At 42.8% G+C, this 20,536-nt stretch carries 16 protein-coding genes, 1 tRNA gene and 1 other annotated feature; of the genes, 4 read left to right on the top strand and 13 right to left on the bottom strand.

Going from position 1 to position 20,536, the window contains the following annotated elements:
• Positions 1–106: 106 nt before the first annotated feature.
• Entirely contained in the window at positions 107–610 is a 504-nt protein-coding gene (locus V7K69_RS10915) for a hypothetical protein (protein ID WP_335034098.1), read from the bottom strand.
• Positions 611–1,186: 576 nt separating this feature from the next.
• Complete coding sequence (gene thrS / locus V7K69_RS10910) at positions 1,187–3,022, bottom strand: threonine--tRNA ligase (RefSeq protein ID WP_335034110.1); 1,836 nt, start codon at positions 3,020–3,022, stop codon at positions 1,187–1,189.
• Positions 3,023–3,467: 445 nt separating this feature from the next.
• Between thrS and V7K69_RS10905 the strand changes: the two genes are divergently transcribed.
• Together V7K69_RS10905 and V7K69_RS10900 are read left to right on the top strand one after the other, a co-directional pair.
• On the top strand, positions 3,468–3,785 hold the full coding sequence (locus tag V7K69_RS10905) for a DUF2605 domain-containing protein (protein WP_012412097.1): 318 nt from the start codon (positions 3,468–3,470) through the stop codon (positions 3,783–3,785).
• A 299-nt stretch (positions 3,786–4,084) separates the two neighbouring features.
• Positions 4,085–4,414 (top strand): DUF2973 domain-containing protein, encoded by a 330-nt coding sequence (locus V7K69_RS10900; RefSeq protein WP_163932347.1) that lies wholly within the window; start codon positions 4,085–4,087, stop codon positions 4,412–4,414.
• Between the two features lie 254 nt (positions 4,415–4,668).
• Here the strand turns inward: V7K69_RS10900 and rplL are convergent, their stop codons facing one another.
• The 8 genes from rplL to rplS form a co-directional block, all read right to left on the bottom strand.
• Entirely contained in the window at positions 4,669–5,061 is a 393-nt protein-coding gene (gene rplL, locus V7K69_RS10895) for a 50S ribosomal protein L7/L12 (protein WP_012412095.1), read from the bottom strand.
• A gap of 93 nt (positions 5,062–5,154) precedes the next feature.
• Positions 5,155–5,769 (bottom strand): 50S ribosomal protein L10, encoded by a 615-nt coding sequence (gene rplJ, locus V7K69_RS10890; protein ID WP_335034094.1) that lies wholly within the window; start codon positions 5,767–5,769, stop codon positions 5,155–5,157.
• A gap of 63 nt (positions 5,770–5,832) precedes the next feature.
• Positions 5,833–6,001, bottom strand: a sequence feature (ribosomal protein L10 leader region).
• 56 nt (positions 6,002–6,057) lie between these two features.
• Complete coding sequence (gene rplA / locus V7K69_RS10885; RefSeq protein WP_335034107.1) at positions 6,058–6,771, bottom strand: 50S ribosomal protein L1; 714 nt, start codon at positions 6,769–6,771, stop codon at positions 6,058–6,060.
• Between the two features lie 138 nt (positions 6,772–6,909).
• Positions 6,910–7,335 carry a 50S ribosomal protein L11 gene (gene rplK, locus V7K69_RS10880; protein WP_012412092.1) on the bottom strand — a complete coding sequence of 142 codons (426 nt, stop codon included), beginning with the start codon at positions 7,333–7,335 and terminating at the stop codon, positions 6,910–6,912.
• A 6-nt stretch (positions 7,336–7,341) separates the two neighbouring features.
• Entirely contained in the window at positions 7,342–7,983 is a 642-nt protein-coding gene (gene nusG / locus V7K69_RS10875) for a transcription termination/antitermination protein NusG (protein WP_094331820.1), read from the bottom strand.
• Positions 7,983–8,204 carry a preprotein translocase subunit SecE gene (gene secE / locus V7K69_RS10870; protein ID WP_012412090.1) on the bottom strand — a complete coding sequence of 74 codons (222 nt, stop codon included), beginning with the start codon at positions 8,202–8,204 and terminating at the stop codon, positions 7,983–7,985. Before secE ends, nusG begins: the two co-directional genes overlap by 1 nt.
• A 378-nt stretch (positions 8,205–8,582) precedes the next feature.
• Positions 8,583–8,655 (bottom strand) — tRNA-Trp (locus V7K69_RS10865).
• A 145-nt stretch (positions 8,656–8,800) separates the two neighbouring features.
• Positions 8,801–9,163, bottom strand: a complete 363-nt coding sequence (rplS, locus tag V7K69_RS10860) for a 50S ribosomal protein L19 (protein WP_012412089.1) — start codon at positions 9,161–9,163, stop codon at positions 8,801–8,803.
• A gap of 163 nt (positions 9,164–9,326) precedes the next feature.
• On the opposite strand from rplS, the gene V7K69_RS10855 reads away from it, so the two are divergent.
• Complete coding sequence (locus V7K69_RS10855) at positions 9,327–10,271, top strand: glycosyltransferase family 2 protein (protein ID WP_335034091.1); 945 nt, start codon at positions 9,327–9,329, stop codon at positions 10,269–10,271.
• Between the two features lie 346 nt (positions 10,272–10,617).
• Here V7K69_RS10855 and V7K69_RS10850 read toward each other — a convergent pair whose 3' ends face one another.
• Positions 10,618–14,616, bottom strand: coding sequence for a beta strand repeat-containing protein (locus tag V7K69_RS10850; RefSeq protein ID WP_335034089.1), 3,999 nt, complete (start codon positions 14,614–14,616; stop codon positions 10,618–10,620).
• 381 nt (positions 14,617–14,997) lie between these two features.
• On the opposite strand from V7K69_RS10850, the gene V7K69_RS10845 reads away from it, so the two are divergent.
• Positions 14,998–16,056 carry a glycosyltransferase family 4 protein gene (locus V7K69_RS10845; RefSeq protein WP_335034085.1) on the top strand — a complete coding sequence of 353 codons (1,059 nt, stop codon included), beginning with the start codon at positions 14,998–15,000 and terminating at the stop codon, positions 16,054–16,056.
• An 87-nt stretch (positions 16,057–16,143) separates the two neighbouring features.
• On the opposite strand, the gene V7K69_RS10840 is transcribed toward V7K69_RS10845, so the two are convergent.
• Positions 16,144–16,806, bottom strand: a complete 663-nt coding sequence (locus V7K69_RS10840; protein WP_335034083.1) for a hypothetical protein — start codon at positions 16,804–16,806, stop codon at positions 16,144–16,146.
• A 353-nt stretch (positions 16,807–17,159) separates the two neighbouring features.
• A complete protein-coding gene (locus tag V7K69_RS10835; RefSeq protein WP_335034081.1) occupies positions 17,160–20,489 on the bottom strand; it encodes an efflux RND transporter permease subunit in 3,330 nt (1,109 codons plus the stop codon).
• Positions 20,490–20,536: the final 47 nt, after the last annotated feature.

The raw sequence follows: 20,536 nt of genomic DNA, 5'->3' as shown, positions 1-20,536 counted from the left end.
CGATTCATCGGTTCAAACTGCTGAAATACTTACTATGTATACATTTTATCAGTTTTAAGCTCCGGTTTTTTCTGAGTTTGTGAGAAATCCGGGATAGGCACAGGGATTAATCACGACCCCAGTTGCGATCGCGCTCATAGCGAAAGTTATTATCACGAATGTTACGAAGGTTATTGTCGCGGTCATATCGGCGATCGTTATTGCGCTCAAAGCGGTGATCGTTATCGCGGTCAAAGCGGTGATTGTTATTGCGCTCGAAGCGGTGATCGTTATTGCGGTCAAAGCGGTGATCGTTATTGCGGTCAAAGCGGCGATCGTTATTGCGTTCATATCGGCGATCGTTATTGCGTTCAAAGCGGCGATCGTTATTGCGTTCATATCGGCGATCATTGTCACGAATGTTGCGAAGGTCGTTCTGGCGGTCATAATCACCATTTCTGTAGTGACGACTATGACGTTCGTAGTTACCATCATTGTTATGTTGATAGCCGTAGCTATCTAACTCAATAAGATAAGACGCTGGTGTATTAGCCTCAGCTTTTGGAGAAATAGCCAAAGCTGATGCAGATGCTATCAAGCCAGCCAGCAAAATAGAGGTAAAGCGGTTCATAATGTTAGTCAAAAATTATTGACATTAATTTATGCAAGTCCAGTCTGTTTAGGAAGAGCAGATTCCACAAGTCTTTAAATCTATGCTATCAGTCTTCAATCAATCAGAAAGTTTTCTTGGGTGCGGTGATTGAGAAAACTTTTGTTGTCTGTGATACTTTTTGACCTTTCAAATCCCATGAAAAGTTAAAATTAAAATGAGTATTTGAACCGGATGAATACACCTTTGATCTCCGTCAACGAGAAAATTAGGGTTTCAGCCTACAAGTAGAACGCGATCGCACCCTTACCAAAACCCAATACAATTTAGATAAGACCAAAACACTTGTAGAGACGGCGATTTATCGCGTCTCAAAACCCACGATTTTGTACAAGTGGCGCTTAACCCAAGCATATTGCCTTATATCTCACTACGCTTGGGTTAAAGGTTATTGGTGTAGATAATTGGTCTTTGAAGACGCGATAAATCGCGTCTCTACATGAGCGATAAATTGCAAAACCTACCAGCTAGCCAATGCTACAATCCACGAAAAAAAACGCACACCAATTATAATTAGTGTGCGTCTGCGGTTAGATTTTAGAAATTCTCGAACTTAGCGATCGCATCCTTCATTTTATCCACCACTTCATCGACAGGGATAACTCCCAATTCTCCAGAGGCGCGGGTACGGATACTCAAAGTGTTGGTTTCCACTTCCTTGGCTCCCACCACTGCCATCACGGGTATTTTTTCTTTCTCTGCATTGCGAATTTGTTTACCCAAGCGATCGCCACTGGTATCAACTTCTGCACGGATGCCCAACGCTCTCATCTTCGCTACCACATCTTTCGCAAAGTCTAGCTGTGTATCGCCCACGGGTAATAATCTAGCTTGCACTGGCGCTAACCACAAAGGGAAATCACCTGCATACTCTTCAATTAAGATGCCAATTAACCTTTCCAGCGAACCAAAAGGCGCACGGTGAATCATCACTGGACGTTTGCGAACCCCATCTTCAGCGACGTATTCCAACTCAAAGCGTTCAGGCAAATTGTAATCTACCTGCACAGTTCCTAATTGCCACTCCCGATCTAGGGCATCACTAAAGATAAAGTCAAGTTTGGGTCCATAAAAAGCCGCTTCTCCAATCCCTTCAAAGTGTTCCATCCCCAAGGTTTCAACCGCACGGCGAATTGCACCTTCGGCTTTGTCCCAAACTTCATCTGAACCAATATACTTATCGCTAGCAGGATCGCGGAAACTGAGTCTAGCTTTAAAGTTCTTCAGTTGTAGCTTATTGAATACCGACAAAATCAAATCCACCACACTGAGGAATTCGCTATCTAGCTGTTCTGGAGTAACGAACAGGTGAGAATCATCTACAGTAAAACCGCGCACCCGTGTTAAACCGCCCAATTCGCCTGATTGTTCGTAGCGGTAAACAGTACCAAATTCCGCCAGGCGCATCGGTAGTTCCCGATAAGAGCGTAACTCACTCTTATATATTTGGATATGGAAGGGGCAGTTCATTGGCTTCATAACGAAGCCCTGTTCCTGTGCAGCAGCTTCCTGATCATCTGCCATTAAGGGGAACATATCTTCTTTATATTTCTGCCAATGTCCAGAGGTTTTAAATAAATCTACTCTGGCAATATGAGGTGTTACTACAGATAAATAACCCCGTTTTACCTGTTCTTGCTTCAGGAAGTCTTCTAAGGTACTCCGCAACAAAGTACCCTTTGGTGTCCACAAAGGTAAACCCGGCCCTACTAAATCAGAGAATATAAATAATCCCAGTTCTTTCCCAAGTTTGCGATGATCTCGCCGTAGCGCTTCTTCTTTGCGCCGCTTATATTCAGCCAGTTGTTCTGGACTTTCCCAAGCGGTGGCGTAGATGCGCTGTAATTGGGCTTTAGTTTCATCCCCACGCCAATAAGCGCCCGCAACGCTTTCTAATTCAATTGCTTTCGGGTTTAATTCACTGATATTTTCCAGATGAGGCCCCGCGCACAAATCCCACCATTCATTCCCTAGGTGGTAAATGGTGATTGGTTCCTGTTTGATATCTCCCAGAATTTCTAGCTTGTAAGGTTCGTTAATTTCCTGAATCCGGCGTGCGGCTTCTTCCCGGCTGACTTCTTCCCGAATTACTGGCAATTTGCGATTGATAATCTTCGCCATCTCTTTTTTGATGGCTTTGAGATCATTTTCGCTAAATGGTTCTGGACTATCGAAGTCATAGTAAAAACCGTTTTCTATCCAAGGGCCGATTGTAACTTGCGCCTTGGGAAACAGCTTTTGTACCGCCATTGCCATTACATGGGAAGCAGTGTGACGAATCTTTTTTAAGTTCTCTGATTCGCTGGTACGCGGTAAATAGATTTTTTCAACTTGTTCTGACTGTTGTGATTGATTTGATGAATTTGGCGACATTGGCTGCTGAACCGTTGGCGAAGTGATTACAAAAGGTGATTTATCTGAATCTGTAGGCTTACTCAACTATAACGATTTTGGTTTTTGCTTTTTTCAGCTTTATCTTCCAACTACCGAATTAATTTTTCGCCGGGGATAAAGATAAATTTTTGATCGGTTAGCTGATTACTAAATTCAGGATTCCAGGCGTAGCCCGTCGTAGACATCGCTAAATTATCTTATGAATTGCAACTCGGTGTCAGCTACTCCCCCATTCGATATATATATACGGTCTCTCCAAAGGAACTGTACAGGCTACATAGCAAGACTATATAATAAAATCTGTATTATTTGTTACATTTTTTTGCATTTACCAAAGTTATTAGATTATAATAAATAAAAAGAATATTAAGAAACGTAAATAACGTTAATATTAGTAAGAAAGTTGGAAAAATCCTTCTTATTTATGTCAGACTCAAATTTACCAGGGACTGAGTTGCTGAAAACGGTTTTAGAACCACTACTAGAAGATTTTCAGCATTGGTTTACGCGATCGCGCCATTTACTCGAAACTGAGCAGCTATCATTTATGAGTGACCAAGAACAATCTGATTTGCTCTTACGTGTTAAACAAGCGCAAGAAGAACTCAGTACAGCCAAAATGCTATTTGCTGCTACCGATAAACAAGTCGGGATTGATATGGCAACGTTAATGCCTTGGCATCAATTAGTAACAGAATGCTGGAATGTTGCAATGCGCTTTCGTCAAGAGCGTGAAGTCTAAATAGATGGGAGCATCTGTTAAATTTCCGCAGACTATTTAGCAATGTCTAACGACAAAATGCTAAACCAGTCATTAAAGAGATAGTACAAAAAGCTTAACAATTTCTTAACATTATTTGGATTAACAAGATAATGTATCCTATGCTACCGTAAGTAAAATAACGGTTGACAAATAGCTTCATATAAATGTAAGCGCACAAAAGTGCGTCAAATAGTCATCTTAACTGTGAGTCACAGTGTCGGCGAAACAAAGCGTTACAAAATAAAGTTTTAAAAATTGCTGTTCTGGAGGAAAATCTAATGTTACACCTGCTTTACATTCTTGCTTTTACAATCCTTGCATTTATGGCTGTTGGCAACTTAATTCGTAACCTGATCATGTTCAGTTTTGATCGCGAGCGAACTTACCCAACGAATTCCTCACCAATAAATAATCAAGGTAAATACGGTTATTATTCATCAAAAAAACAGTTTGTACCCCATCCAGAGTTATTAGACAGCGCGGGTAACTTAATTAAAGAGCCGCTTTTGGTAATGCGTTCGATTAACGTTGAAGATGCGCGTCAACATCTTGATGCACTTTACGAAGCATCCCCAGGACGTAAGAGTGAAAATTCCGAAGAAGCATAAAATTTAGGATTTAGGAGTTTGGGTGTAAATTATGATTGTTTTACATCCTTAACCCTTATTGGAATAGAAATTTATTAGTATCCTTGAATGTGAAGCGCGATCGCATCAACAGCCTGCTAAGTTAAGATTATCTTGTCCACTTGGCAGATTTTTAATGATTTTTCGGTTACAATTCTGACTCCTGAATTCTGTTGCGATAAAAAAAGGAGCCTGACTCAGACTCCTTAATATAAAAATTGCTAATAAAATTGTGACTACTTGATAGTCACCTTACCGCCAGCTTCTTCGATGCGCTTCTTAGCATCTTCAGCAGCATCCTTAGCAATACCTTCTTTAACTGCCTTGGGTGCAGCTTCTACCAAGTCCTTCGCTTCTTTCAGACCCAAACCGGTCAATTCGCGGACAATCTTCAGCACAGCAATCTTCTTATCAGCTGGGACTGAATCGAGAATCACTTCAAACTCGGTTTGCTCAACAGCTTCTTCAGCCGGAGCAGCACCACCAGGGCCAGCCATCATCATCATACCGCCAACAGGTGCAGCAGCACTTACGCCAAAAGCTTCTTCAATTTGCTTGACTAGCTCAGAAGCTTCCAACAAAGAAAGGGTTTTTAGTTGTTCTAAGATTTGATCGGTTGCAGCAGACATTGATATAACTCCTGTAATTTTGATTATTTATTTGTCAGGGGTCATTGGTCTTTAACTATAGACTTTTGACTCTTGACTGATGAACCACAAAGTTTATTCAGCAGCAGGTTCAGTACTGCTATTATCTTCAGTAGCGGTTTGGGCGCTGCTATCTTGTACAGCAGCAGTTTCGGTGCTACCGCCACTTTGTTCTTGGTCGGCCACAGCCTTCAAAGCACGAGCTAGTGAACCAGGAACTTCGTTGATACCCACAGCAATCTTGGTAGCCAAGGCGTTGATAGCCCCAGCAATTTGCGCGATGAGTTGTTCCTTAGATGGCAAGTCTCCTAGTAATTTGACATCAGGTTCTTTGAGTAGGCGACCTTCCAGGACACCACCACGAAGTTCTGTCTTCTTGGTAACTTTTTGGAATTCTTGGTATGCCTTAATTGCCGAGGAAAAATCATCTTTTACCAGCAAAAAGGCGGAAGAACCATTGAGCAATTCCGACAAAGGCTGCCATTTCTCATCACCTTCAATGGCAATGCCCATCAGGGTATTCTTCGTCACCTTACAAACAGTGCCACTAGGACGTAGCCGCCGCCGTAAGTCTGTGATTTCCGAAACTGTTAGCCCCTGATAGTCAATTACCAGTGCCAGAGTTGACTCACTCAAAGTTTCTTTGAGGTCAGCTACTATTTCTTTTTTATTTTCTAGTGTTCTACCCATTCCAATCTCACCTCCTTAAAATAATCTGGGAAGTGCCCTACTTGTACGTTTCTTTTAAACCTGAACCCAAACAGCAAACCCCGACTAATTTAGCCGGGGTTGAGTATTAAGACTCGTGATGCCATAGTTATCACGCCTTTAGGGGTGGTAATTTTGACAATTAGAGTTTTAACCTCGGCAGGGTATTTAAGCTATTAGCACCTGCTGTCTCCGGCTTTGCCTATTCGATTTTGTGATTAGTCATTTATCCTTTGTCTTTTGCTTTTACAAATGACTAATGACTAAAAATTAACCTACTTCGCTCAGTTTTAAATCTCGTAGGGCAGTGACATCAATTTTAATCGATGGCCCCATTGTGGCTGACACATAAAATGTCCGCCAATAACGACCTTTAGCTCCTGAAGGACGGTTACGGTCAATCGTCTCCTGCAATGCCTTCAGGTTGACTAACAAATCTTCAGGCGAGAAGGTTGTCTTACCAAACATAACATGAACAATACCAGTTCTGTCAGCTCGGAATTCTAATTTACCAGCTTTGAATTCTGCGATCGCACTTGCTATATCAAATGTTACGGTTCCACCTTTGGGCGATGGCATCAAACCACGGGGACCTAGCAACTTACCTAGCTTTGCCACCTGTGGCATTACATCTGGTGTAGCAATCAGCTTGTCAAAATCCATTCTACCTTTCTGGATTTCGTCAATCAGTTCTTCTGACCCGACTATATCAGCCCCAGCGTTGCTGGCTTCGTTTACCTTTTCGCCTCTAGCTATTACTGCCACCCGAACAATCTGTCCTGTACCTTTAGGCAGTGCTACCGTTGTCCGCAACTGTTGGTCTGTATATTTGGGGTCAATTCCCAACCGGATATGGGCTTCGGCAGCTTCAACAAATTTAGCTGTTGCTGTGTCTTTGAGAAGGGTTAAAGCTTCTAAAGGATGATAATCCTTATCTTCTACTTTTGCTTGCAGCGTCTGCAAACGACGCGATATTTTTGCCATTTTTTTCTCCTGGGGTAATTCCGAAGCCTCGCCTCTCCCCCGATAATTTTTTATTTGTCCTTTGTCCTTTGTCATCTGTCCTTTGTCATTTCCTATTTTTTTACTAATGACCAATGACTAATGACTAATGACCAATGACTAATCTTTGACTGTTATACCCATATTCTTAGCCGTTCCTGCCACAATCTTCATTGCCGCGTCGATGTCGTTGGCATTGAGGTCGGGGAGTTTCGTTTGGGCGATTTCTTGCAATTGGGCTTTAGTAATTGAACCAACCTTCTTTTTGTTGGGTTCATTCGAGCCTTTTTCAACTTTCGCCGCCTTCCGAATCAGCACTGATGCTGGTGGCGTTTTGAGTACAAATGTAAAACTCCGGTCTTCAAAAACCGAAATTTCTACAGGTATTACCATTCCAGCTTGGTCTGCTGTTTTGGCGTTGTACTCTTTGCAAAACATCATGATGTTAACACCATGTTGACCCAAGGCAGGCCCAACTGGTGGTGCTGGATTGGCTTTTCCAGCATTCAGGGCCAGTTTAATGACCGCCACTACTTTCTTCGCCATTTGTATTTAACTCTGTTTCTCTACCTGATTAAATTCCAATTCTACTGGTGTATCCCTGCCGAAAATTGAGAGCAAGGCTTTAAGTTTACTCCGTTCTGGAGACACTTCAATTACCTCGCCTTCAAAGTCTTTAAATGGACCAGAAAGCACCATTATCTTATCACCAGTAGCCATGTCAATTTTGACAACAGCTTCTTGTTCGCTGGTTTGTTTGAATATGCGTTCAACTTCTGAAGCACTCAGTGGTATGGGGTGGACATGACCGCGGCCCTTGCTGCTACCACGTTTTTGTTCTGAACCGACAAAGTTAATTACATGAGAGGTGTTTCGTACCACCTGCCAGGTATCATCATCCATCATCATCCGCACCAGCACATAGCCAGGAAAAACTTTTTCTTCTGTATGCTGGCGACTGCCATCTTTGCGGATTTTCACCGCTGGCGTTTGCGGAATTTCTACCTGGATAATTTTGTCAGCTACATCAAAAGTTTGAATGCGTTGCTCCAAGTTAGTCTTTACACGCTTTTCACAGCCTGAAGCTACTTGTACAGCATACCAGCGTGCTTCTTTTGACGCTGCTTCTGCTGTTTCTCCTGTTTCCTCCGACTGCAACGTGGAGTTGCGAGGTTCGTCTGTTGCAAAAGTCATCAGAACACCTGTTTTGCTGCCCAACCAAACAATCCATCGACCAAGTATATCAAAGATGCGGAGAGTGCCACCATTAATAACACAGCAGCGGATTCGCTCACTATCTGCTTCCGACTGGGCCAAACTACTTTGTCAAGTTCTTCTTTGGTTCCCTGTATGAAGTTGCCTAAGCTAAAACCATTTGTGTTTTCTGGCAATTCTGCTTCACTTTTTTTGGCCACGACCCTTTATCCCCCAGTTTCTTACTCAATTTTGGATTTTGGATTTTAGATTTACCATACACCTTAAGGCAAAGGTACTTAACTTCAGATTCTGGGTTGTGCATTTATTTTGATTTTTTGTCAACTCCTTCGGGTTCAGCAGTCACTCATGGGGGAAAACCCCTTAGCGAAGTGTTTCGTAGAGAAGACCGGGCTGCTTCACCAAAATCTAAAATTTAAAATCTAAAATTTGTTCTTCCAGTTTTGCAGTTTCGACTCTATTTTACTTAATTGAAAGCAAAACAACTGCAAATACAATAAGTTTACCCGAAATTATTATCACTAACTGCTAATATAGCAGTTGCGTAATTATTTCGGGCTTTATTTTTTGCTCTTGAGCGCGCCCTGGAGGACTTGAACCCCCGACATCAGGTTTTGGAGACCTGCGTTCTACCAACTGAACTAAGAGCGCACAAGCTGTTTTTATTCACTTATTGCGCCGAACTAAATTTTAGTTTAACGCAACACGCGATTTCTATCATACTTCAATTTCGTTGAGAAAACAAGTTAGCGGCAGATGCCGCTTGAGATTTCTCCCATAATAAAAGAAGCACGAATTACAAAGGGCGGTCAAACCGTTGCTTAATCCGGGTTGCCTTACCTACGCGATCGCGGAGATAATACAGTTTAGCACGGCGGACTTTACCGCGACGTAATACCTTGATGCTGTCAATCCGGGGAGAATGCAACAGAAATACGCGCTCAACGCCTACACCTTGAAAAACCTTACGGACTGTAATAGTTTCGTTGATGCCACCATTGCGTTTGGCAATCACTACTCCCTCGTAGGGTTGTACCCGGTATTTTTCGCCTTCTTTAATTTTCACTCCTACTTTTACGGTGTCGCCCACATAAATGTCGGGCAAATTTGATTTTAGCTGTTCCGCTTCAATGGAGCGGATAATCTCTTGAGCGCTCATAGTCTTTCTGTCTGTCTGCTTAAAAAAAACCCACGATCATCAATCATAAATCGATAATCCTATTTCAGTCTACTTCTACTTATTGGAGATTGATAATTTTACTGAGACAAGACTTGGTAGATCGAAGCTATATTGCAAAATGCCGTACCAAAGGTGTAAATCTATGAAATTTAGTGTCGTCATCAGTACCTATAATCGCTTGAACTTGCTGCAAAGAGCAATTGAGTCGGCTCGGAACCAAACCATTGAGTGTGAGGTGGTTGTTGCCGATGACTGTTCTTCTGATGATACCCAAACATATCTCAAAAGCTTAGGGGACAAGATTGTTTACCATCGGAATGAAGTGAACCTTGGTCATGCAGCAACGGTAAATGCTGGAGTTGCCAAAGCTAGCGGCGACTGGATTAAGTTTTTAGATGATGACGATTATTTAGCTCCCAACTGCATAGAAGAGATGGCTAAGGCGATCGCACTTCATCCCGATGCTGTAATCTGTTCTTGTGTGGCCGCTCAGGTGGATGGCAATGAAGTTGAACTTAGTCGTACCCCGCAAGTTGGCCCTGGTTTAGCTTTTTATATCCCCCAAGCCGATATTCATTACGGTATGCTCTTAGAGCTTGTACCCTTTGGCACACCTGTACAAGTGGCTTGCCGACGTGATGCTTTCCTGCAAACTGGTGGTTGGGACTCCACACTTGATGCTAACTGTGATGATATCGATTCGTGGATTAGGATTGCTCAGTTTGGAGATGCTATTTTCTTTAACCAGTGTCTTGCATACCGAACTATTTGGCCTGGTGCGTATAATCAAAAGTTTTCTTTATCTCGGCGGTTGGCGACAAATATTTTGATGAAAGAAAAAATTTATGCCTTGGTAAATGAGCAACATCGCTCAAAGATTCCCAGCTTTCAAGATATAAAAAATTACCTGAAACTCCATTGGATTTTAGTATCACTGAAGCAAAAAAACCTCAAGAGCTTTTTTTCAATGATAGATCCATCTATATTTTCTCCTAATTCTTGGAAGTTTTTGCTCACTGCTGCCTCATCACGTCGCTCTCAGGGAAATAATTCTGAAGTTCGTAAACTCGTATTGATTGAGTCGTAAGGGACTAGAAAAAATAAATTATTCAAAAGTATTTGTAAATTTGTAGCCTTAATAAGCCTTGTCTCTCAATGCTTTTCATTAAGGGGGGAGGAACACGAAAAAGTGAGATCATCGTGAAAAGAGGAGGGGAAGCAGGGGGAGTGAAGAGAAAATTTTAGTATTTTTATTACGATCCTTATAGCCTAATACGCTTCAGTTAAAGGCTACTGGCAAAAATTTTGGGTTTTCGAGATGCGATAAATCGCCGTCTATACAAGTGTTTTGGTTCTAAATACACTTACCGGAAATCCCTAGTTATGGTGTCCGGTAAAAGTGTATTCCCGCCATACTATGCTAAATCTGAGTGCTAGACAAAAACATTACCACCAACTACTAGATTTGTCGCTGTGAAATTATTCAAAGTAGCGATGGTGTCAAAATAATTATAATTAAGGACTTGAACCAGTGTATTTAAAGTATTTGATTGCACAAACTTTAGGTAGCCATCGCCGATGGGATTGCTACCAGTGTAGCCCACACTCTTAAGCAGGCCAGTAAGAACTAACTTATCCTGGCTGCGATCAAAGTCAGTGATTGTATCATTGGAATCGCTCAAGGCTTGGTAGACGAACTGGTCATAACCGCTCCCGCCAGTCAAGGTATCGCTACCTAAACCACCAATAAGGATGTCATTATCAGCACCACCGAGAAGGCTATCATTTCCAGCCCCACCGAGAAGGCTATCATTACCTAGACTACCAAGCAGGGTGTCGTTACCTTCACCACCCCGTAGTAGGTCGTTGCCACTCTTGCCATCAATGCGGTCATTTCCCCCTTGACCATTAATAACGTCTGCTGAGTTGTCAAAGCTATTGATATTGTTGTTTAGGTCATTAAGAAAGGTGACTGTATTTTTGTTGAAGATGGTGCTTTGAGTAGAATTAGCATTAAAGACATCAAAACTGTCACGAATTTTGGTTTGCCCATCAAACAGGATATTGCCCTGAGTTGATAGGTTGTCTAGGTTTTCTAAGGCAAAGTTTTGCAGGATAACTTTGTCATTAGCCACCCCTTCAAAAGTAACTTCCAGATTATTACCATTCTGGGTGAGTAGCATATTTCGGGCAGTTAATCCAGCACCTTGGAATTTCAGTGTATCTAATTCGCCAATGATTGCTGCTGATGGATTTGAGCCTTTACCTAACCCACCGAAATCGGTAATGGTATCAACACCGTCGCCTAAGTTGTAAACAAATTTATCCTTGCCACCGCCACCAGTTAGGATATCGTTGCCTTGATTACCTGCAATAATGTCGTTCCCAGCTTTAGCAGAAATTATGTCAACGTAGTTGTTGCCCACTAGATTATCAGCGCCACTAGTTCCTATCAAACCGTTGAACTCTAATGCACCAATATCAACTTTACCCTCAGATATTCTGTCAAATCCGATGCCACGCTGGTCAGTGATAATATTTACTGGAATCAGGGCATTGTTACCAGCGTTAATGGCGGGACTATCTTCATATAAGGCATGGTTAAGGGTTGTACCACCGTTATTTTGCAATGGGCTAAGTTTGGGATCTATTGGGTTGGTGCTGTTGCCAACGATACTGCTGCTAGAAAAACCCGCGCTACCAGTGTTATCACCAATCAGGTTATTGCCATCATCAATGAAATCGCCGGAAACGTCGGGGTTGATATCACCGCCATAAAGATTCCTGTTGTTGAAGTTGCCTGCAATGATGGTGTTCCCAACTTTAATAGTCCCGCCACCAGAAACACCTCCACCAGTGCCGCCCCCCCAGTTGTAAAGGTCTTCTGCGGTGTTATTAGTAATTGTGGTGCTGTTCAGATTGAGGATGCCTGAGCTATAGATGCCGCCACCGTCCCCTCCACTTGCCCTATTGCCAGAGACAGTACTGCTGGTGATGTTCAAGATACCTGAGTTAGATATGCCACCTCCAGAGAGTGCTGAATTACCAGAGATAGTACTATTACTCAAGCTGACACTGCCAGAGTTAAAGATGCCGCCACCGTAGGAGGGGAAAGGGTCAGGCCCATAACGATTCAGACCACTGGCGTAAGCCCCATTACCAGAGATAGTGCTTCCTATGATGCTGAGAGTACCTATGTTGAATATGCCACCACCGAAGGCTAAGGAGTAACTGACAGATGCACCATTTCCAGAGACAATGCTGTTAGTCAGGCTGAGGTTGCCTTTGTTAAATATGCCTCCGCCAAAGGATGACCCACTGTTATTAGAGACAGTGCTGTTAGTCAGGCTGAGAGTACCTTTGTTAAAAATTCCGCCTACCGTTCCCTTGTTGTCAGAGACGATGCTTCCTGTCAAGCTAAGGCTAGTATTGTTGTTAAGCAAAATACCGCCAAAGGCATCATTAGCATTAGCAATCTTCAAGCCATCAATGTTGGCATCTGTCCCGGTTCCTGATATCTCAAACACGCCAGAGGCATTATTTCCACTTACGGTGAGGTTTGCTGCCCCAGTCCCCAAAAGGGTAATATCATCGGTAATTATTAGTTTGCCGGTAGTGAGGGTGATGATATCTGGAGTGGCATCACTAAAAACTCCTGCAAAGGTAATAATATCTACCCCAGCAGTAGCATTAGCATTGAGGATAGCTTGCCGCAACGACCCATCTCCAGAATCGTTGGTATTAGTGACGACTAAATCATTGGCTGCGATCGCTACTGTGGCGGTATAATTCACATTATCGATTTGGTAAGCCGAATCTGCTGCCAAGCTGAGAGTCAGATTTTCCGCCGCTTCTGCCTGAATATCGTTGACAGGTTTCAGAGTGATATCTACATAGCTTTGCCCATTAGCAATCACGATACTGTTGCCGTTGACAGGTTTGCCACCCACGCTTAGGTTGTAGTCTGCAATACTCGCATTACCATTGGCAGAGAAGTTGACTGTTAATGCCCCACTGCTGTTACTACGCCTAACACGGTAAGTACCAGTATTCCCACTGTTTTCATCAGCAATGTTATCAGTGGCGATGATGCTGATGGTGGGGACGAGGGGATTGGGATTATCAGGTGGCGTAATTATACTAGGCTGGACTTCATAAGCACCAATATCAACGGCAACGTCGGATATCCTGTCAAATCCTGCGCTTCTTTGATCGGTAGTTACACCAGGAGGAACTAGAGAATTATTGCCAGCATTAAGAGCAGGGCTATTTACAAGTAAGGCGTGAGTAAAAGTTGCACCACCGTTATTTTGCAGCGAACCGAGTTTTGGGTCAATGGGAGTAGCGGTTGTGCCAATGAGAGTGCTGGTGGTAAAGCCAATACTACCAGTGGCATCGCCAATCAAGTTATTGCCAAAGTCAGTGACACTACCGGATATGTCAGGTTGTATATCATCGGCAAGGGACTTGTCAAAGTTGTCTGCAACGATGGTGTTACTTACTTTCATGGGGCTACCATAGCTGGCAACACCCCCACCATTACCAACACCATTGCTATCTGAGTCAGCTGTGTTGTTAGTAATCGTGGTGTTGATCAGAGTGAGTTTGTCGCCTGTGTAGCTGCCCGAATCAAAGATGCCACCGCCTTCGTCATTGGCTGTATTCCCTGAGATGGTGCTGTTAGTTAGGGTAGCTGAACCACCAAAATAAGTACCATCATCTGCGTTAACGACACCACCACCGTTATAGTTTGCCGTATTGCCAGAGACAGTACTTGCTATAAGGTTGAGAGTACCGCCTTGATTGTATATGCCGCCGCCATAGTTTGCCGTATTGCCAGAGACAGTACTTGCTGTGAGGTTGAGAGTACCGACGTTTGCATTAGAACCGTCATTATAGATGCCACCGCCTAAATCACCTGTATTGCCAAAGACACGACTTTCTCTAAGGCTGAGGATGCCACCGTTATAGATTCCGCCTTTGGTATTACCAGAAACGCTGCTTTCCGTGAGACTGAGGATGCCGTTATTAGAGATGCCGCTTTCCTGTGTATTGCCAGTAACACTGCTTCTTGTCAGGTTGAGGATGGAATTTGAATTGACTTGAATACCGCCGCTAGCGATCGCCAAACCATCAATACTAACACCTGTTGCTAGTCCCGATATCTCGAAGACTCTAGAAGTATTATTTCCACTCACCGTAAGCTTGGATACGCCAGTTCCCAGGATAGTAACATCATCGGTAATGGTCAGTTTTCCAGAGGTGAGGGTTATTACATCTGGGGTAGCATCAGTAAAGATTTTCCCAAAGGCGATCGTATCATCCCCAGCAGTAGCATTAGCTAAGTTAATAGCCTCTCGTAAGGTAGTGACATGATTATTCGGATTGCCATCATCTGCATCCCCGGTACTATTTACTGTAAAGGTTGCCATTTTTTTACTTCAAGCTAAGGTTTAAGGTTATGAAGTCAACTCAAACTGACTGAAGCCTTGTCATTACGAGTTTTTACACAAGTAATAATAGTAATAGGGAATTATTTTTTACTATTAATTTCTTTCTTATCGTCACGCAAGTTGCTGCTTTTGTAAAGCGATAAAAGTATAGGGACTGAAATAGCAGATTCAGTCTTCGGAATTTTGGAGTTTTACCCCGATTTATCGAGCCGTTACTGAATAAGTCTTTAAGCTAAGTAACTCGTTAGAAGCGCTCTTAGTCAGTGGCAAGTGGTCAATTTTATGCACTACTAACTACTCTAATTATGTTTATTTACACTCAGTTACTTAACTTGATTTTTTATACATATCTCAAAGACTATGCGAATTATACATATTTTGAACCACGTTCAAGAAATAGGTAACGGTATTGTGAATGTGGCAGTGGATCTGGCTTGTTTACAGGCAAAATCTGGTTATGAGGTAGCAGTTATTTCTGCTGGTGGTGAATATGAGAAATTACTAAATATCAGTGGTGTCAAACACTACCAACTAAACCAAACTAGAAAACCGATTAGTATTGTCAAAGCGGCTGTGCGTTACCGGGCGATCGCAGCAGAATTTCAGCCGGATATCGTTCATGCTCACATGATGACAGGTGTAATTTTAGCACGTATTTTTCAAGGAAATAAATATACTTTAGTTTCCACAGTCCACAACGAATTTCAGCGTTCCAGTCTGCTGATGGGGTTAGCTGATAGAGTAATTGCTGTCAGCAAGGCGGTGCGAGATTCTATGGCAAAACGCGGTATCCCAGAAAACAAGTTGCGCGTAGTATGCAATGGAACTTTGGGCAGCCCCCGCACCCGACAAATCCAAGATTATCAACCTTTAGAGTTACAACGTCCAGCGATCGCTACTGTAGCGGGAATGTATCAACGCAAAGGTATCGCTGAGTTAATCGCTGCCTTTGAAAAAATTGCCCCAGATTTTCCCCAAGCGCATCTTTATTTGGTAGGAAATGGCCCTGACAAACAGCTATTTGAGGCACAAGCACAAGCAACTTCTGTAAAAGAACGGATTCATTTTGAAGGCTTCCAGCCGCAACCTCAACGCTACTTGATATCTTGTGACATATTTGTGTTGGCTTCTCATCGCGATCCTTGCCCTCTAGTACTTTCGGAAGCTAGGGAAGCTGGAACTGCGATCGTTGGTACTCAAGTAGATGGGATTCCTGAAGCTTTGGATAATGGACAAGCAGGTCTTTTAGTGCCAGCAAAAGATAGTAATGCTTTAGCTGGGGTTTTAGTGCAATTACTGAGTAATGCCGATATGCTGCATGAGTGGAAGAATCGGGCAAATCAAAACCTACAGTGGTTAAGTGTTGCCCGCGTTCATCAGGAAACACTGGCAGTGTATCGTGAGTTAATTACAAAGTAAGGGGAATTGGGAATGGGGAATTAAGAATTGATTATTCCTCTTGTCGCCTCATGCCCAACTCCCAGTCATAGAGAATTATAGAAAGTGTTAATAGTGTAGCGATCGCTTTAATTTTAAAGCTACACCTAAAGCACCAAGGGCCACTACACCCAAAACGTTAGTTGATTCTGGAATGGCAGTGTAATAAGATGCGACTCTAATAGGCCCATCTTTATCTGTTTGCTCTGCTGGTATTGCTGGAATGATTCCACCACCGGGTGTTAAATCAGGTTTGGTAACAAATCGATTGAAAAATACGGTTCCGTCTGGAATTACACCACCACTGTAAGTAAGAAGGCTGCCTTCGACAGTAATGTTTGTAAATATATCCTTGAGTTCAGGAATACTAGAGAAACCAATTTTTCCATCTCCATCAACATCTCCCCACTCCACCAGCTCATTATCAAATGATGGAGTAGAATCTGGATTACTATAAGACAGCGTTTTTAAGTCAAATACCAAGCTTCCTATATTGTTTCCAGTGCCATTTAGCAAGTTGTTAGCTCGATCTGGGACACCATATTCTATTATTTGTCCTGGTAAAATAGCTGGCCCAAGGGTTCTTGGGGCTCTCGTGTTGAATATATCTTCATTCACACTCGTTACAATGGGTTCTACCAAAATAACGGCTCTCGCTGGTGTCAAAGACAAAAAACTAATTCCTGCTGCTCCTAGAAGAGACAAGGCTAATTTGGTTACGGTTGTAGTCATATTTCTGTCCTCTTCATATTGATTGAGAGAATGCTATATTGCATGAGTTAAATCAAACAGCAAAACCTCACTTTTGAAACGCTATCTATTTGCTAGATAAATAGTGGTTAGTGTGTGTCTGCTCAGTGAGTTTACATATACTCGTATGTTGATTTATAAAGCAATTCTTGTAATGCTTTATCACAATAACTAGTAATTTCACGCAATCTTTATCAAAAATCTAAATTAGAACTTATTGGTTGACAAATTAAACAATATATGTGTGCAAAAAAGCTTTGATGCGATCTGCCAACGAAAAAACTTGTTGGTAGATCGCGTTAACGTAAATTTCAGTTTCTAGGGTGTTAAAAAATTTAATCCCTATCCGTGATGGAAATGAGTTTTTTCGTAAATCCACGTAACCGGATTAACACTGGCTTTGTCCAATTCCCACCAAGCAAATCGTGCAGTAGGATATAAAAACAGGGGATGATAAATAATGTCAGCATCGTTGCGATCGCCATCCCAAAGAAAACTACAATTCCTAAAGGTTGCAAAAACTCAGAACCTTCGCCAATACCTAATGCTAAAGGGAACAATCCCAAGATAGTGGTGACTGTGGTCATGATAATTGGGCGCAAGCGTTGAGGAGCAGCTTTCATGATCGCAATTTGGCGAGTACAACCAATTTCATCCCGAATTTGGTTCGCCAGTTCTACCATGAGAATCCCTGCGTTCACCACAATTCCCACCAGCAGCACGACACCAACGATTACAGTTGCACCGATTGCAGTTTGGGTAATGTAAAGTCCAAAAATTCCCCCAGCTAACGCCAGTGGTACGGTGAACATAATTACCAATGGGTCAATTAGCGAATTGTATTGCACCGCCATAACGACAAAGATTAAGAACGTCGCCAAAGCCCCCAAAGTTTTTAAAGCATCCTGAAGTTGCTGATTAGTTTCTTGGGCAGAACTAGGGACAATTGAAACGCCATCAGGTAAGTCTACATCCTTGAGTACCTCGTTTACTTCTGCGATCGCTTCACCAAGACTAGCTCCCTCGCTGAGATTGCCTGCCACAATAAAAGCTTGGCGCTGATTAATCCGTTGCACTTCACCAGGCGCTTGTCCTTCTTGAATGTTTGCAACATCTGAAAGGCGGATTAATTGATTGTTTTCTGTAAATAGCGGTAATTGCTCTAGCTGAGAAGGACGCGCAATTGCTTCTTTATTTAGCTGTACCCGCACATCAACTAAACGATTACCGCGTTGAATTTGCGTCGGAACTGAACCTTCGATTGCTGTTTGAACTGTTGCACCAATTTGCCCGGCGCTCAACCCTAAAGCCGAAACCCTTTCCCAGTCAGGGCGAATTTGGATTTCGGGTTGTCGGGGGTCAGCATCTGGTCGGAATGTTGCTAATTTTGCTCTTTCTTGCAAAGCTTGCAGTACCTGAGCGCCTGCTTGGGTTAAGTTTTCTTCATTCTCACCTTGCAGAATCACGTCAACTTCTGATCCTTGCACTGGAGAATTACTCAAGATTAAACCCCGCACCTGACCAGGATTGAGGCGCAGTAGAATTCCTGCTAAGTTGAGTTTGTTAAATTCCTGAGTTACTTTTTTGACGAAAGCTTCGACATCTGTACCTGGTTTAAGATTGATGGTGCTACTGGCACGTAAAGGATTCTCTGTAGTATTGCTGCCAAATAAATTACCACCCACCGTTGTGAAAGCAGACTCGGTTTCTGGTTGTTTGAGCAAAATGTCATCAACAATTTGCATAACTTTCTCAGAAGTTGCTAAAGGTGTACCGGGCGGAAACTGCGCTCTTAAGTTAGCTTGACCAGTACTGATGCGAGGTAAAATCTCTTGGGGAATTTGACCAAACATAAAGAAGCTACTGCCGCCTAAAATTAGCAAAGCAGCAGTGACTACAAGGAGACGATAGCGTAAAACTTTGGTTAAAAAGTTTCCGTATCCCCGCGTCGCATCTTCAAATCGGTGATTAAATTGTCTAAGCAGCCAAAATTCGCTGATTCTACTAGACCAGCGAATTCCCAAGAGTCGAGAAGACAGCATCGGCACTATTGTGATAGCGACGACAAGGGATGCTGCGACTGCGAAGCTAATTGTCAGAATCAGTTCATTAAATAGCAGTGCAATAAAGCCGCCAATTAAGAGGAATGGCACTACAGAAACTAAGTTGGCACCTGTAGCAGCCACTAAAGCAGATTCTACTTCTTGGGAAGCTGCGATCGCACTATCAATAAAGAATTTAGAGTTTCTCCCCTTCCCCTCTGCTCCTCTGCTCCCCTGCTCCCCTGCCTCCATCTCTCTCTGATTGGGAGTCATCCCTGTTTTTTCGGAAATGTTCTCCAAGATCACAACCGATGTATCAATTGCTTGACCAACTCCTAATGTCAGACCTGCCAAACTAAAAACATTCAAGGTTAAACCAAATATTCTCATTAAAGCGATCGCTGCCAGAGTACACAGAGGAATCGTCAAACTGATAATAAATGTTTGCCTGAACGATCCCAAAAATAACAATACTGCTGCTGCTGCTAGCAATGCCCCAGAAATCCCCGAAAAGATGACATCATTTAAAGAATTGCGGATGAAGACAGATTCATCTGTGGTGGGACTCAAAGTCATGTCTGCTGGAATTAAACCCGATTGTCGTAATTGTTCAATTCGCCGCTTAACAGCATCTACAACTGTGATTGTGTTGGCTTCAGGCTGCTTTTGAATTGAAAATTTCACCGCAGGCTGACGGTTGAGGTAAACAAATACTCGTTGTTCTTCTGTATCGTCAATTACCTCTGCAAAGTCTCGCAAGTAGACACGGCGAGAAGGTGTAGGTGTAGTAGTGGGAGTGGTAGTAGTATTATTGCTATTAGTGGTATTAGCACTAGCAGAAGAAGAGGAAACTTCCAAAGAAAGGTTTTCAATTTCCTTGGCATTTTGGAAACGTCCGACAGTCCGAGTTAATGGCTCGGAATTTTGCCCCAGAATCCGACCACCAGAAGTATCTTGGTTACGGGCTGTTAATTCATCTAAGACATCATTTAACCCTACACCCAAAGCTTGCAATCGGTTTAAGTCAACAAGTACTCGTACTTCTTCTTCTGCACCACCAGATACATCAACTGAGGCGACTCCTGGCACGACACTGAGTTCACGCGTTAACTCTTCATCAGCAAATACGCGTAAATCTTTACCTTGTAACGAAGCAGATGTCAATGCCAATTCATAAACTGGCAATTGGGAAGGATCGACTTTAAATAAGCGCGGCTCCTCTATTGTATCGGGCAGTTGTCCTCGACCTCGGTTAAAAGCAGCAGTAGCATCGTTTAGGGCTTGGTCAATATTGCCCCCTGGTTGGAAATATAAATCGAGGCTCACTTGTCCTTCACGGGTGCGGGAAAAAACCTGTACTACATTCTCGGTTGCCCGTAAAGCTTCTTCTAAAGGTCTGGTGATTTCGTCTACTGCTACTTCTGGTGAAATACCAGGGGCTTCTAGCCGAACCCCTATTCGCGGATAGGTAATAGCCGGTAGCAGATCGACTTGGATCGTTGTGAGAAAAAATACCCCAATGACAATTACTGCCACGGTGAGCATGAGTGTGCCAATGTGTTGGCGGATGGCGATCGCACTAAGGCTAAATCCGCCATTGCCATTATTATTTGCCTGTTGCATGATACTAAGTGATAAGGTCTGGTTACTGAGTGCTTTTTTTGCTAATT

The organism is Nostoc sp. (assembly GCF_036917775.1).
In the GTDB taxonomy this organism is placed as follows: Bacteria; Cyanobacteriota; Cyanobacteriia; order Cyanobacteriales; family Nostocaceae; genus Nostoc.
The sequence above is the reverse complement of the archived record's forward strand: the minus strand, read 5'-3'. Positions and strand labels throughout refer to the sequence as shown.

Coding starts and splice junctions, on each gene's coding strand:
- V7K69_RS10915 (WP_335034098.1), bottom strand. CDS start 610: ATGAACCGCTTTACCTCTATTTTGCTGGCTGGCTTGATAGCATCTGCA.
- thrS (WP_335034110.1), bottom strand. CDS start 3,022: ATGTCGCCAAATTCATCAAATCAATCACAACAGTCAGAACAAGTTGAA.
- V7K69_RS10905 (WP_012412097.1), top strand. CDS start 3,468: ATGTCAGACTCAAATTTACCAGGGACTGAGTTGCTGAAAACGGTTTTA.
- V7K69_RS10900 (WP_163932347.1), top strand. CDS start 4,085: ATGTTACACCTGCTTTACATTCTTGCTTTTACAATCCTTGCATTTATG.
- rplL (WP_012412095.1), bottom strand. CDS start 5,061: ATGTCTGCTGCAACCGATCAAATCTTAGAACAACTAAAAACCCTTTCT.
- rplJ (WP_335034094.1), bottom strand. CDS start 5,769: ATGGGTAGAACACTAGAAAATAAAAAAGAAATAGTAGCTGACCTCAAA.
- rplA (WP_335034107.1), bottom strand. CDS start 6,771: ATGGCAAAAATATCGCGTCGTTTGCAGACGCTGCAAGCAAAAGTAGAA.
- rplK (WP_012412092.1), bottom strand. CDS start 7,335: ATGGCGAAGAAAGTAGTGGCGGTCATTAAACTGGCCCTGAATGCTGGA.
- nusG (WP_094331820.1), bottom strand. CDS start 7,983: ATGACTTTTGCAACAGACGAACCTCGCAACTCCACGTTGCAGTCGGAG.
- rplS (WP_012412089.1), bottom strand. CDS start 9,163: ATGAGCGCTCAAGAGATTATCCGCTCCATTGAAGCGGAACAGCTAAAA.
- V7K69_RS10855 (WP_335034091.1), top strand. CDS start 9,327: ATGAAATTTAGTGTCGTCATCAGTACCTATAATCGCTTGAACTTGCTG.
- V7K69_RS10850 (WP_335034089.1), bottom strand. CDS start 14,616: ATGGCAACCTTTACAGTAAATAGTACCGGGGATGCAGATGATGGCAAT.
- V7K69_RS10845 (WP_335034085.1), top strand. CDS start 14,998: ATGCGAATTATACATATTTTGAACCACGTTCAAGAAATAGGTAACGGT.
- V7K69_RS10840 (WP_335034083.1), bottom strand. CDS start 16,806: ATGACTACAACCGTAACCAAATTAGCCTTGTCTCTTCTAGGAGCAGCA.
- V7K69_RS10835 (WP_335034081.1), bottom strand. CDS start 20,489: ATGCAACAGGCAAATAATAATGGCAATGGCGGATTTAGCCTTAGTGCG.